Here is a 13,199-nt window from a genome sequence, read left to right as displayed (position 1 = left end):
CTTCACGGGAGTGGGGAAGCGTCCCCGTGAGTGGGGAGCCGGCGCGCGTGGAGTCGAGAAGGTGGCCGGAACGCTGGTTGGGCACCAGGACATGCACCCTTCAGCGAGAGCCGAGACCGGTCGACGGTTGGAGTCGTCAGGCCTGACGGGCAGACCCGGTGAACTGGATTCCGCACTCAGCCGATTAGGGGCGACGAGTGAACCTGATGGTCCCATCGGGTAGTCGCTCATGGGTATAGCCGGGTGCGTGGGCGAGGCGGTGATGATGCGGGCACAACAAGGCCCCGTCCTTGAGATCTGTCTTGCCGCCGGCGGCCCAGGGGTCGAGGTGGTGGGCGTCGCACCATTCCGGTGGCATGTCGCAGCCTTCGGCCTGGCAACACTTCTGCTGGAGCCGGAGTGCCTTGCGTTGGATGGGTTGGAAGAACCTGCTGCCTCGGCCGGCGTCGAGGACCTCGCTGTCACCGCCCAGCACCCAGGGGATGATGGTGGCGTTGCACGCCATCCGCCTCGCCTCCGCTGCGCTGATGGTGGTGCCGTTGGTCTCGTCATAACCCAGGGTGGCGATGCCGAGGTCCTTGCGGAGCTCCTCCAGGCTGATCACCACGTTGATGGTCGTCGCGTCACCGCCGTGGCGGGGCAGGGCGGCCGGGTCGACGGTCTCCAGCAGCCGGGTGAAGCCCTGACCCATCAACCGCTCCCACGGCGGCAACGGAGCACCCTTGGCAACAAGCTGCTGTTTGCGGGGCTGGGCCCAGGCCTCGACCAGCCGCTTGAACCGCATCCCCATCGAGGTCGGCAGGACGCCGTCGAAGCCGACGGTGCCGTCGTGGTTGTCCCAGACCCGTAGCGCGGTCTTCTGCTGAGCCCGTTCTTCCTCGGCGAGGAGTGCTTTGGCTTCGGCGTCTTCGAACCGGGCCGGGTCGATCTCGGCCAGGATCCGTCGTCCGACGATCCGGAGCTCGTTCGCGGTCAGGCGACCGGCGTAGTCAACGAGGAGCTTCTCGGCCAGGATCAGGTCTTCGCCGCTGGCGACCGGGTTGGTCTCGATCTTGTCGAGGGCGTGGGTGATCACCCGTGCTTTGTCCTGGGACACCACACCCTCGGCCAGGCCGGCGGCGACGAGGTCGTACTTCGCGACGCTGGCCGCGAGTTTGATCTGGGAGCGAGCCACGGCTTTGTCGACGAGGAGGTCGGTCCGCATCCAGGCGGAGGCGTCTTTGGCGCCGGTTTCTTCGGCGATGTCGCCGGCCGTCGCGAGCACCCTCAGCTTCAGTGCGGCTTGTTGGGCTTGGAGTTTCTCCAACCGTTCGAGCAGGTCTTTCTTCTGCCAGGTGCGCCAATAGGAGGGATCAGTCGCGAGCAGGTCGTGGAGGGCGGTCTCGATGGCGGCCAGGGCAGCGTCGATCGCGTCGCCGGGGTTGGTGCCCCAGGGGTCGATGTCGCGGCCGAGACTCATCGCCGTTCCTCTCCCAGAGGTGTGCTGTGATGGATCCGATTCTACGCCTTCACGCGCTCTGGAGCCAATCATTTTCCCAGGTCAAGCCCTGTTTTCGCGGTGAGCGAACGACCTCGTTCCTGTGGATGGTAAGTGGCCCGAAGGGCCACCCTCACACCCCATCAACCTCACCTGTTTCAAGCAACATTCAGTCCGCGCCACACCCGGGCCGCCGCCCCGATAGCCAGCCAAGTTTTTTCTCGACGGGCCCCGGTGTCAAGGACCGCGAAGCGGCCGGCGAAGCCGGCGGCCGCAGGCCGTCCTTGACTCCGGGGTTCGTCGAGAACACCCTCAAAGCAAGGGTCGGCGGCCCCGACCACCCTCCGAGCGAAACGTCCCGGCAGGGAGAGCTCTCGGCACCCCCAACCAGCAAAGCCACCGTGTTGGTCTCGACACGCCTCCGCCCAGCGGCTCCGGCGGCTCGACCAGCGGCAGAGGCGGTCTCGTCGACGAGACAGATGCGCCGACTCGACGAGCTGGTCAGGCGGTGAAGGGCGTGGTGCCGAAGCGGCCGACGACGATGAAGAGGGCCAGGGCGAGGTAGACGACGTTGACCGCGACCAGCTTGGGCTGGCCGAGCCGCCCGTGGGTGATCATCGCGCCGATCATCAGGGCGATCCAGCAGGCGGCGGTGACGGGCACCATGACGGGCGCGATGCCGAGCACAGCGGGAAGGACGAGCCCGATCGCGGCCAGGATCTCGAGGACGCCGAGGGTCCGGACGAAGGTGGGGCTGGCGCCGCGGGTCCAGGCGGCGCCGTCGTGCTGGGACAGCGTCTCCAGCGGCACGAAGGTCTTGGTGAAGCCGCCCGTCAGGGCGACGAGGGCGAGCAGGCCGGCGGTGATCCAAAGGGCGATGTGCATGTCTCTCTCCTGATCTGTGGGTTCACCCCTGGAGACGAGACGGCTCCTCGCCGTGTGACATGCGGTCGGTGCTCGCCGGGTAGGGCACCAGCGTGCCGGTGGAGCGGCCGACATCGTCGAGCCTCCAGCCGAGGCGCTTGATCTGGCGCAGGACGATCGCGGACTCGACCACCTCGAGCGGTGCGAGGTCGCGCTGGAGATGCTCGTGGAGAAGCATCGCGCTCTCGACGGAGCGCGTCCAGGTGCTGATCAGCAGGTTCGTCGGCCCGGGCAGACCGACGACCTGGCGTACGCCGGGCGTGGCCCGTAGGCGTGTGACGCACTCGGCGACGTCGCCGACCGGCACCCGGCACCAGGTCTGGACGACGATGGGCAGAGGGGTCAGGCCCTGGGCGACCTCGCAGCGGAAGGTGAGCGCGTCGGAGGCGAGCAGCTGGCCGAGCTGGCGACGGGTCGTCGACAGCGGTCGGCCGGTCTGGCGGGCGATGTCGGCCGCGCTGCTGCGACCGTTCCGGATCAGCGCCTGGGTGAGGGCGGCGTACGGCTCGGTCCAGGGGTTGATCGGAGCAGACGCGGCGCCACCGGTGTCGCGCTGGTCCGGGATCCGGGCCACCGCCCGGGCGCGGTCGTGATCGAGCCCGCCGATGCGCCAGCTGCTCGCGTCGACATGCAGCCGGGCGACATGGTGGGCGCGTACGCCCAGGACCCCCGGCAGGGCGGACAGGTCGTCGAGCAGCAGCTTGGGCATGTCGCCGGAGTCGAGGCCGACGGCCGTCACGATCAGCCCGTAGTCGCGGGCCGCCTCCTCGATGGTGATGATCATCGGCCACGCGGCCAGCTCCTGGGCGATGGCGCCGGACCGCCCGCCGACACAGGAGATCTCGGCGATGGCGAGGTTGGTCCCGTCGGCTCCCCGGGGCCGCGGATGGCCCATGACCCAGGCGCTGCCGTCGGCGCGCAGCCTCTCCCAGCGGCGACTCAGGGTCGTCGGTGAGGTGCCGAGCGCGGCGGCGAGGTCGGCCCAGGACGCGCGCGGCCTGATCTGGAGTGCGTGGATGAGCGAAATGTCGTCCTCATCCAGTGTCGCCATGGTCACATCCTGTCCGATCGCCCCGGCAGGCGAGCGATTCGGTCCAATTCACCCGTCGCCGGCGTACGCGCCGCGATACTCGTCCCGCCGTGAGCTCGGCCGTTCCGAGCCTGCTCGAGAGGACCCCGAGAAAAATGATCCGACGCTGGACGAAGCGCGTGCTGCTGGCCGTACTCACCCTTCTTGTCGTCGGAGGTGGCGGCTTCTTCGCGCTGGCCCCCGGGATCGTGGAGAACTCCCAGAACAAGATCCGCCCGGCCAGCCTGCCGGAGGTGACGCCCGAGACACGACAGCTGCACGACTCCCTGCAGGTCATCGACATGCACAGCGACACCCTGATGTGGGACCGCGACGTCCTGGAGCACTCGGACCGGGGCCACCTGGACCTGCGTCGGATGGAGGACGGCAACGTCGCGCTGCAGGTGTTCTCGTCGGTCTCGAAGTCGCCGAAGGGGCAGAACTACGACAGCAACACCGGGGACAGCGACAACATCACGCTGCTGACCTTCGCCCAGCTCCAGCCGCCCCGAACCTGGACATCGCTGCTCGACCGCTCGCTCTACCACGCCCAGAAGCTCGACAATGCGGCCGCGGACTCCGACGGCAAGCTGCGACTCATCCGCTCCCGTGCGGACCTCGACGCCCTGATCGCCGACCGTGAGGCCGGGAAGCAGGTCACCGGCGCGCTCTTCTCGGTCGAGGGCCTGCAGAACCTCGAGGGAGACTTCGACAACCTGGACACGCTCTACGACGCCGGCATGCGGATGGCGGGGTTCACGCACTTCTTCGACAACGAGGTCGCGGGCTCCATGCACGGGGTAGAGAAGGGCGGTCTCACCGACCTCGGGCGCCGCGTGTTCGCCGAGATGGAGCGCCGCGGCATCGTCGTCGACATCGCACACGCCAGCCACGCAGCGGTCGCCGAGATGCTCGCGATGGCGACCAAGCCGGTGGTGCTCAGCCACGGCGGCGTACAGGCGACCTGCGACGTCAACCGCAACCTGACCGACGAGGAGGTACGCGGGGTAGCTGCGACCGGCGGCGTCGTGGGCGTCGGCTACTGGGACGCCGCAGTGTGCGACCTGACCGTCGAGGCGGTCGTCGACGCCATCGACCATGTCGTCGAGGTAGGGGGCGTCGAGACGGCAGCCCTCGGCAGTGACTACGACGGCTCCACCACCGTCGGCTGGGACGCCGGTGACCTCGCCGCCATCACCCAGGAGCTCGTCGACCGGGGCTATGACGAGACCGAGGTGGCGGCGATCATGGGCGGCAACACGCTGCGCGTGCTCCGCGCCACCCTGCCCGACCAGGTGTGATGACCAGTCAGTGTCGCGTCTGCGAGATCAGGGCCGCAAGGGTCTTCGCGCCGGCGACGATGTCGTGACCCAGGCGTACGGCGGGTTCGGGAGCGTGGCTCTGCTGGGCTCCGCCGACGGCCACGAGGAGATCGGGGCGGTGGTCGTGCAGAGCGGTGATCACCGCGGCGGTGGCGATGATGTCGGCGGTGGTGGGGATCACCAGCACCGCGGCGGCGAGGGCGGGGTCGTTGACCACGCCGAGCCAGTCGTCGATCGGCAGGTCGGCACCCAGGTAGTCGGTGTCCATGCCGTGCCGTCGGGCGGCGACGGCGAAGGCGAAGAGACCGATCTCGTGGCGGGTGTTGGGTGCCGTCCCGAGGGCGATGCGGGGCCCGTGGCCGTGGGCGGCCGCCGCCTCGTACGCGAGGGCGAGGCGGCGCATCACCGCGTTCGAGGCCAGATGCTCGCCGGCGACGCTGACCCGGCCGTCGGCCCAGGCGTCCCCGAGCTCCTCCAGCGCAGGGAAGACGTGGTCGGTCATCACCGTCTCGAAGCCGCCGAGGGCGAAGACCTGGTCCAGGGTCGCTGCCAGGTCGGTGGTGTCGAGTGCCGACGCGGCGGTCGTGAGTCGCTCCGCGAGGTCGGAGGAGGAGCTGGCTCCGTCGCGCGGCGACGCCGCGATCTCGTGAGCGGGCTGCGCGCGATCGAGCCGGATCGCCTCGGCCGCAGCCAGGGCGGCCGACCATCCCTGGTCCACGAGCTGCTTCATCGAGCGCAGCACGGCGACGTCGTGGTCGCCGTAGAGGCGGTAGCCGCTCTCGGACCGGTGGGGAGCGATCACGCCGTACCGGCGTTCCCAGGCACGAAGCGTCGCGGTGGTGATGCCGACCCGCTGTGCCGCGTGCTTGATGGTGTACATCTGCGCGGCTACCGGCCCAGTCGGTCCAGGGTCGCGCGCATCTGCTCGGAGGCGGAGTCACCCAGGCGGGTGAACGCGGGGGTCAGCAGTGGGGCCACCATCCTGGCCATGCCTTTCAGCTCGAACTCGGCCACGTAACGCACAGAGGTTCCGCCCGTGGCTGTCGGTAGGAAGGTCATCGTGTCATGGGCCACGACCGTCTTGTTCTCGCCTCGCAGCCTGACACGCTTGCCGGGCTCGTAGATCTCGACCACGTAGGTGAGATCGGTGTTGCGCCCGAGGAACCGAGAGGTGTTCGCGTACGCCGTTCCGACCCCGCCGTCGCCGGAGATCCGGTCGGTGCGCACGGTGCCCGGATCCCACTCCTCGGTGTTGGTGAAGTCGGCCAGGAAGTCGAACACCTGGGCGGTCGGTGCGGAGGTCTCCACGGTGCGATCGATCCTCATGTCGTGCCCCTTTCAAACCTTTGACATACCTTGTACAAACATTGTACGTTCGATCTTCGAAACTAGCCAGCGGCCATGCCGTTGCCGGACGAGGGAGTTCTCATGAGCCGAGCGGCCCACACACCGCGGCCAACGGTTGCCGTGATCGGTGGCGGAGTCTCCGGGCTGACCGCGGCGTACCTCCTCGGCCGCAGCCATGACGTCACGCTCTTCGAGGCCGAGCAGAGGCTCGGTGGCCATGCGCACACCCACGACGTCGCGACCGCGTCGGGAGCCGTCCTCCGGGTCGACAGTGGCTTCATCGTGATGAACGAGCGCACCTATCCGAACCTGCTCCGGCTCTTCGGAGAGCTCGGTGTCGAGACCCGGCCGACCGAGATGAGCATGAGCATCGACTGCGACGACTGCGGGCTGTCGTACGCCGGCGGCAAGGGGCTGGGCGGCATCCTCGCCGACCCGCGTCGCCTCGGTGATCCGCGTTTCCTCCGCATGCTCGCGCAGGTGCCGCGGTTCCACCGTCGCGCCCGCCGTCTGCTCCAGACCGACAGCGACCTGACATGGGGAGAGTTCCTCGCCGAGGGCGGTTTCAGCGACTACTTCGTCCAGCACTTCGCCGTGCCACTGGTCTCGTGCGTCTGGTCGTGCGGTGACGAGGACGCCGCCGCCTACCCGGCACGGCACCTGTTCGCCTTCCTCGACCACCACGGGATGCTCCAGGTCACCGGGTCGCCCACATGGCGCACGGTCGTGGGCGGCTCCCGTGCCTATGTGGACAAGATCGCCGAGCGGGTGGGCGAGATCCGTGTCGGCGAAGCGGTGACCGCCGTGGAGCGGCACGCCGACGGGGTCGAGGTACGCACCGAGGCCGGGTCCCGGCACTTCGATCGCGTGGTCCTGGCGACCCACGCCGACCAGGCCCTGCAGCTCCTGGCCGATGCGACCCCGGAGGAGAAGGCGGATCTGGCCGCGATCGGATACTCGCGGAACGAGACCTGGCTGCACCGCGACGCCACCCTGCTGCCGGCCTCGCCCCGCGCCCGAGCGTCCTGGAACTATCGCCTCGCATCGTGCGGCGGTGGCGCCGACAAGGTGGTCGTCAGCTACTGGATGAACCGCCTCCAAGGTCTCGAGGACCACGACGAGCATGTGGTGACGCTCAACGCCACCGAGCACGTCGACCCGGCCAAGGTCACCGCACGGATGAGCTACGAGCACCCGGTCTTCACCACCGAGGCGGTCGCGGCAGCGGCCCGGCTGCGTACGTCCGGAGGGCCTCGCCTGGCCTTCGCCGGCGCCCACCTCGGCTGGGGCTTCCACGAGGACGGCTGTCGTTCGGGCGTGGAGGCGGCAGAGTCGTTCGGGGTGACGTGGTGATCCCGTCGCCGGCCTTTCCCGAGGTTCCCGCGCTGGTCGTCGGTCATGTCAGCCACACCCGAGCGGTGCCGTTGCGGCACGCGTTCCGTCACCGCAGCTACCAGTGGCTCATCGACATCGACGACCTGCCTCGACTGCCGCTCTGGCTGCGTCCCCTGGCTGGGTTCCGAGCCGAGGACCATCTCGACGGGGGCTCGTCGGGAGGCGGTGTCCGTGGCGACCTCGGCGTGTTCCTCGCCGGCCACGGCGTCGACCTCGCGCCGACCGACCGGGTGCTGATGCTGGCGAACGCCCGGGTCCTGGGCCATGTCTTCGACCCCCTCACCGTCTTCTGGGTGCAGTCGGACGACGGTGTCCTGCGCGCGGTCGTCTTCGAGGTGCACAACACCTACGGCGGCCGCCACGCCTACCTGCTCGACGTCGATCGAAACGGGCACGCCCGCACCGACAAGGCCTTCTACGTCTCTCCGTTCAACGACATGAACGGGACCTATGACATCCGGCTCCAGGTCGACCCGCGACACGTCTCCGTGACCGTCGCCCTAGACCGCGACAGCGCCCGCGTGCTGACCGCGACCACCCGCGGGACCGTGGAGCCCGCGACACGTCGGGCGCTGCTGCGAGTCAGCCTCACCCACCTGCTGATGCCTCACCGGGTCAGCGCGCTCATCCGGTTCCACGGGATCCGGCTGTGGCTGCGCAGGTTGCCCATCATCCCTCGTCCAGCCACTCCCAAGGAGGTCACATCATGAGTGCAGAGCCGGTCTCGCTCGAGCTGCCGGTGCGGAGGGAGCCCGCGGCCGCCGCGAGCCTACGAGGCCGTGTCGCCAAGCAGATTCTGCGTCTGGTGACCCGGCAGATTCCGGTCGACGTCGTGCTCCCGGACGGCAGCCTGCTCAACCAGCGAGGCGGGTCGCGTACGGCCGGGCGGCCGGGCATCGTCCTGCAGCGCCCGGAGTCGTTCTACCGACGACTCGCGGAGAACCCGAAGATCGGCCTCGGTGAGGCCTACACGGCCGGGGACTGGCATGCGGCCGAGGGCACCGACCTCGCGGACGCGCTGACACCGTACGCCGAACGCCTCTCCGGGCTTCTCCCGGGCTGGATGCTGCGGCTGCGCCGCCTCGTCGACCTGCCGATCCCTGCCGACCAGCGCGGGGCCGTGGAGCACACCCGGGAGAACATCTCGGCCCACTACGACCTGGGGAACGACATGTTCGCCGCGTTCCTCGACCCCAGCCTCAGCTACAGCTCGGCGCTGTTCGACCGCAGCCGTCCGGTCGCCGATCAGGATCTGGAAGAGGCACAGCTGCGCAAGGTCGACGCGGCCCTCGACCTGGCCGGCGTCGGCGCCGGTGACGACGTGCTGGAGATCGGTACGGGGTGGGGGACCCTCGCGATCGAGGCGGCACGTCGCGGCGCCCGGGTCACCACCATCACGCTCTCCGTCGAGCAGGCGGACCTGGCCCGGGAGCGGATCGAGGCGGCGGGATACACCGACCGGGTCGAGGTGGTGGTGCAGGACTACCGACACGTCACCGGCACCTTCGACGCCGTGGTCAGCATCGAGATGATCGAGGCGGTCGGCGAGCGCTACTGGCCCGACTACTTCGCCGCCCTGTCCCGTCTGGTCCGTCCTGGCGGTGCCGTCGCCCTGCAGGCGATCCTGATGCCGCACCAGCGCTATCTGGCGACCCGGAACTCCTACGGATGGATCCAGAAGCACATCTTCCCGGGAGGCCTGATCCCGTCCGCCACGGCGATCTCCGCTCAGGCCGACCGGGTCGGCCTGAGCGTGACCCGCGCCGACAGGTTCGGCGCCGACTATGCCGAGACGCTCCGCCGCTGGCGCTCCGCCTTCCTGGCCTCGTGGCCCACGATCCGGTCCGAGGAGTTCGACGAGGAGTTCCGTCGCACCTGGGAGTTCTACCTGGCCTACTGCGAGGCGGGTTTCCGGGCCGGAGTCATCGACGTCGCCCAGATCCGGCTGGAGGCCGGGGAACGGGACCACTCATGACCACATCCGTGATGTGGTTCCGGCGGGACCTGCGGCTGGGAGACCATCCCGCTCTGCAGGCCGCGGCCGCCGACGGGCCCGTGGTGCCGCTGTTCGTGCTCGACCCGCGCCTGGCCGGCTCCGGGCGGAGGTGGGAGCGGCTGCTGGCCTCGCTCACCGCGCTGCGCGAGGAGACGGACGGGGCACTGGTGATCCGTCAGGGCGACCCGGCCGAGGTGGTGGCCCAGGTCGCCGCCGAGGCCGGAGCGAGCCAGGTGCACATCTCGACCGAGACGACCCCGTACGGCCGGCGACGCGACGAGGCCGCGGAGCAGCGGCTGGCGGATGCCGGCATCGGGCTGGTCGGCACCGGCAGCCCCTACGCCGTGACCCCGGGCAGGATCCGAAACGCCAGCGGTGCTCCCTACCGCGTCTTCACGCCCTTCCTGCGTGCCTGGCGCGAGCACGGGTGGAGGGCGCCCGCCGGTGACGCTCAGGTCGAGTGGATGACGAAGCTCGAGTCGGACCCGCTGCCGGACCACCCCGAGCATCTGGACCAGGAGGCCGGCGAGCGTGTGGCGCTGCACCGCTGGGAGGACTTCTGCGCCGAGGACCTGGCCGGCTACGCCTCGGCCCGGGACCGGCCCGACCTCGACCGGACCAGCCGCATCTCGACGGCCCTGAAGTTCGGCGAGATCCATCCGCGTACGCTCCTCGCCGATCTGGATCAGCACGGCAGCGGTGCCTCCGGAGAGGACGTCGAGCGGTTCGTCGCGGAGCTGGCCTGGCGTGAGTTCTACGCCGACGTGCTCTGGCACGACCCCGGGTCGGCCTGGCGTGACCTGCGGGACGGGCTGCGAGGCATGCAGTACGACGACGACCCCGAGCTGCTGGAGGCCTGGAAGTCGGGCAGGACCGGCTTCCCGTTCGTCGATGCCGGCATGCGTCAGCTCCTTGCCGAGGGCTGGATGCACAACCGGGTACGGATGGTCGTCGCGAGCTTCCTGATCAAGGATCTGCACATCTGGTGGCCGGCCGGTGCCCGGCACTTCCTCGACCATCTCCTCGACGGCGACCTGGCCTCCAACAGCCACGGCTGGCAGTGGGTGGCCGGGACCGGAACCGACGCCGCGCCGTACTTCCGAGTCTTCAACCCGATCACCCAGGGGCTCCGGTTCGATCCGCAGGGTGACTACGTCCGGCGCTGGGTACCTGAGCTTCGCCATCTTCCTGGGGCAGCCGCCCACGAGCCGTGGCGCCACCCGGAGGGCTTTACCAACGGCTACCCTGAACGCGTCGTCGACCATGCCGAGGAGCGTCGCGAGGCGCTGGCCCGGCTGACAGAGCTGAAGGACTCCACCTTATGACTTTGTTGCGTACGACGACCCACGAGTTCCGGCACACGGTGCCGGACGCGACCGACGTCGTATTCGACTGGCACGGTCGACCCGGCGCGTTCGAGCGGCTGGTGCCGCCGTGGCAGCCCGTCCGGATCGGCGAGGAGGCCCAGGACCTCGCCGGAGGCACGGCGGTGCTCGACTTCCCGGCCGGCCGGCGATGGGTGGCCCAGCACCTGCCCGAGGAGTACGTGGCCGGCCACCGCTTCGCCGACCGCCTGGTCTCGCGTCCGTTCGTGCTCCCGGTGTCGTGGCACCATCGCCACGACTTCGAGAGCGTCGGCGAGGGCACCTCCGTGATCGACAGGATCACGACGACACTGCCGAAGCGGCTGCTCGAGCCGATGTTCGCCTACCGGCGGCGTCAGCTCGCCGACGACCTGGCGGCTCACCGCTCAGCGGTCGGCACCCCTCGGCTCACCGTGGCGGTCACCGGCGCATCCGGTCTGGTGGGGAGCGCGGTCTCGGCGTTCCTGACGACCGGCGGACACACCGTGGTCCGCCTGGTGCGCCACCGGCCGACGGCTCCGGACGAGCGTGCCTGGGACCCCGACGACCCCGACCCGGCCTCGCTGGCCGGAGTGGACGCCGTCGTCCATCTGGCCGGGCACAGCATCGCCGGCCGCTTCACGGACAGGCACAAGGAGAAGATCCGCGGCTCGCGTATCGGGCCCACCCGCCTGCTCGCCCGGGCCAGTGCGACGGCAGGAGTGGGGGTCTTCGTCTGTGCGTCCGCGATCGGGATCTACGGAGCCGACCGCGGCGAGGAGGTCCTCACCGAGGACTCCACGACCGGGGACGACTTCCTCGCTCACGTCGTCCGCGACTGGGAGGAGGCGGCGGTGGCCTCGGTCGACGAGGGGATGCGGGTCGTCCTGGTGCGCACCGGGATCGTGCAGAGCCCGCGCGGGGGAGCCCTGCGCCTGCAGCGGCCTCTGTTCGCCACCGGTCTCGGCGGCCCGATGGGGTCGGGGGAGCAGTGGCAGTCGTGGATCGCGATCGACGATCTCGTCGACATCTACCACCGGGCTCTGGTGGACCCCGGCCTCGCCGGACCGGTGAACGCCGTCGCGCCCGCGCCGCTGCGGCAGCGTGCCTACGCCGCCGCCCTGGGCCGAGCCCTGCACCGCCCGGCGATCCTGCCGACACCGTCGTTCGGTCCCCGTCTGCTCCTGGGCGGAGAAGGAGCGCAGGAGGTGGCCTTCGCCAACCAGCGGGTGGTCCCGCAACGACTCCTCGCGCTCGACCACCGCTTCCGGTTCGACGAGGCCGAGCAGGCGCTGCGACATGTCCTCGGGAGCGTACGCACATGAAGCACGCCGCAGCATCTGACCAGGGTCTCGACCGTCTGCTCGACCGTACGGTCGTGCTCGGCTACTCCCGCCTCGGCTACGCGATCCGTCGTCGTCGCTGGGCCGAGGGCGACCCGCGTCCGGCCGTGCTGGCCGGGCGTACCGCGGTGGTCACCGGCGGCGGCAGCGGTCTCGGCGAGGCCACGGTGCTGGGCCTGGCCCGGCTCGGTGCCCGCGTCCACCTCCTCGTACGTTCGCCCGAACGCGCCGCGCCCGCGGTCGAGCGGATCGAGCGGATCCTCCGCGACGAGGGGCGGGCCGCCGACCTTCGCACGGAGCGCTGCGACGTCTCCGATCCGGCGATGATCGACGCGTTCGCCGCAGACTTCTGCGCGCGCGACGACGGCCGCACCACGCTCGACGTACTCGTGCACAACGCGGGGGTCATGCCGCCCGAGCGGACCGAGTCGGTCGAGGGGCACGAGCTGTCCGTCGCCACCCATGTGCTCGGGCCGATCCGGCTGACCGAGCAGCTGCTGCCGGCCCTGCGCCGCTCGGCGCGCGGCGCCAGGCAGGTCTTCGTCGCCTCGGGCGGGATGTACACCCAGCCTCTTCCCGTGGACGACCCGGAGTTCGAGCAGGGCACCTACCAGGGCGCCGTGGCCTACGCGAGGTCCAAGCGCATGCAGGTGGAGCTGGCACCGATCCTCGACCGGCGGTGGTCACCGGACCGGATCTCCACCTACGTCATGCACCCCGGCTGGGCGGACACCCCGGGCCTCGCCCGATCCCTCCCCAGTTTCCGTACGTTGACCCGCCCGCTGCTGCGTCCGGCTGAGGAGGGCGCGGACACGGCGGTGTGGCTCGCAGCCACCGAGCCCGCCCCGCCGTCCGGCACCTTCTGGCACGACCGTCGCCAGCGGCCCACGAGCTATCGGTCGGCGACCCGCCCGGGTCGCGGAGAGACCGAGGCGCTGTGGAGCTGGGCGGCGGCTGCCGCCGGCCTGGAGAGGCCTTAGCCC

The 13,199-nt window shown here is 70.2% G+C and carries 12 protein-coding genes; 7 read left to right on the top strand and 5 right to left on the bottom strand.

Annotation, left to right across the window (positions count from 1 at the left end):
- Positions 1-184: 184 nt before the first annotated feature.
- The 3 genes from ABTX24_RS23525 to ABTX24_RS23515 all read right to left on the bottom strand — a co-directional run bounded on the left by ABTX24_RS23525 (position 185) and on the right by ABTX24_RS23515 (position 3,452).
- Positions 185-1,459, bottom strand: a complete 1,275-nt coding sequence (locus ABTX24_RS23525; protein ID WP_350843028.1) for an HNH endonuclease signature motif containing protein — start codon at positions 1,457-1,459, stop codon at positions 185-187.
- 519 nt (positions 1,460-1,978) lie between these two features.
- On the bottom strand, positions 1,979-2,362 hold the full coding sequence (locus ABTX24_RS23520; protein WP_350843026.1) for a DoxX family protein: 384 nt from the start codon (positions 2,360-2,362) through the stop codon (positions 1,979-1,981).
- A 22-nt stretch (positions 2,363-2,384) separates the two neighbouring features.
- The gene (locus ABTX24_RS23515; protein ID WP_350843024.1) at positions 2,385-3,452 is read right to left on the bottom strand and encodes an Lrp/AsnC family transcriptional regulator; all 1,068 of its coding nucleotides are present in this window, start codon (positions 3,450-3,452) and stop codon (positions 2,385-2,387) included.
- Between the two features lie 134 nt (positions 3,453-3,586).
- On the opposite strand from ABTX24_RS23515, the gene ABTX24_RS23510 reads away from it, so the two are divergent.
- The gene (locus ABTX24_RS23510) at positions 3,587-4,771 is read left to right on the top strand and encodes a dipeptidase (RefSeq protein ID WP_350843022.1); all 1,185 of its coding nucleotides are present in this window, start codon (positions 3,587-3,589) and stop codon (positions 4,769-4,771) included.
- Between the two features lie 7 nt (positions 4,772-4,778).
- Here ABTX24_RS23510 and ABTX24_RS23505 read toward each other — a convergent pair whose 3' ends face one another.
- A complete protein-coding gene (locus ABTX24_RS23505; protein ID WP_350843020.1) occupies positions 4,779-5,672 on the bottom strand; it encodes a MerR family transcriptional regulator in 894 nt (297 codons plus the stop codon).
- An 8-nt stretch (positions 5,673-5,680) separates the two neighbouring features.
- Entirely contained in the window at positions 5,681-6,118 is a 438-nt protein-coding gene (locus ABTX24_RS23500) for an SRPBCC family protein (RefSeq protein WP_350843018.1), read from the bottom strand.
- Between the two features lie 102 nt (positions 6,119-6,220).
- Between ABTX24_RS23500 and ABTX24_RS23495 the strand changes: the two genes are divergently transcribed.
- The 6 genes from ABTX24_RS23495 to ABTX24_RS23470 are packed head-to-tail and all read left to right on the top strand — an operon-like array spanning position 6,221 to position 13,196.
- Positions 6,221-7,492 (top strand): NAD(P)/FAD-dependent oxidoreductase, encoded by a 1,272-nt coding sequence (locus ABTX24_RS23495; protein ID WP_350843016.1) that lies wholly within the window; start codon positions 6,221-6,223, stop codon positions 7,490-7,492.
- Positions 7,489-8,244: a DUF1365 domain-containing protein gene (locus tag ABTX24_RS23490; protein ID WP_350843014.1), complete on the top strand. Its 756-nt coding sequence runs from the start codon at positions 7,489-7,491 to the stop codon at positions 8,242-8,244. The genes ABTX24_RS23495 and ABTX24_RS23490 overlap by 4 nt, the downstream gene beginning before the upstream one ends.
- On the top strand, positions 8,241-9,509 hold the full coding sequence (locus ABTX24_RS23485; RefSeq protein ID WP_350843012.1) for a class I SAM-dependent methyltransferase: 1,269 nt from the start codon (positions 8,241-8,243) through the stop codon (positions 9,507-9,509). The genes ABTX24_RS23490 and ABTX24_RS23485 overlap by 4 nt, the downstream gene beginning before the upstream one ends.
- Positions 9,506-10,855: a cryptochrome/photolyase family protein gene (locus tag ABTX24_RS23480; protein WP_350843010.1), complete on the top strand. Its 1,350-nt coding sequence runs from the start codon at positions 9,506-9,508 to the stop codon at positions 10,853-10,855. The genes ABTX24_RS23485 and ABTX24_RS23480 overlap by 4 nt, the downstream gene beginning before the upstream one ends.
- Positions 10,852-12,198, top strand: a complete 1,347-nt coding sequence (locus ABTX24_RS23475; RefSeq protein WP_350843008.1) for a TIGR01777 family oxidoreductase — start codon at positions 10,852-10,854, stop codon at positions 12,196-12,198. Before ABTX24_RS23480 ends, ABTX24_RS23475 begins: the two co-directional genes overlap by 4 nt.
- Positions 12,195-13,196 (top strand): SDR family NAD(P)-dependent oxidoreductase, encoded by a 1,002-nt coding sequence (locus tag ABTX24_RS23470; protein WP_350843006.1) that lies wholly within the window; start codon positions 12,195-12,197, stop codon positions 13,194-13,196. The genes ABTX24_RS23475 and ABTX24_RS23470 overlap by 4 nt, the downstream gene beginning before the upstream one ends.
- Positions 13,197-13,199 lie beyond the last annotated feature (3 nt).

The sequence above is a fragment of the Nocardioides sp. NPDC127514 genome (assembly GCF_040302125.1).
In the GTDB taxonomy this organism is placed as follows: Bacteria; Actinomycetota; Actinomycetes; order Propionibacteriales; family Nocardioidaceae; genus Nocardioides.
This window is presented reverse-complemented; position numbering and strand designations above follow the sequence as displayed.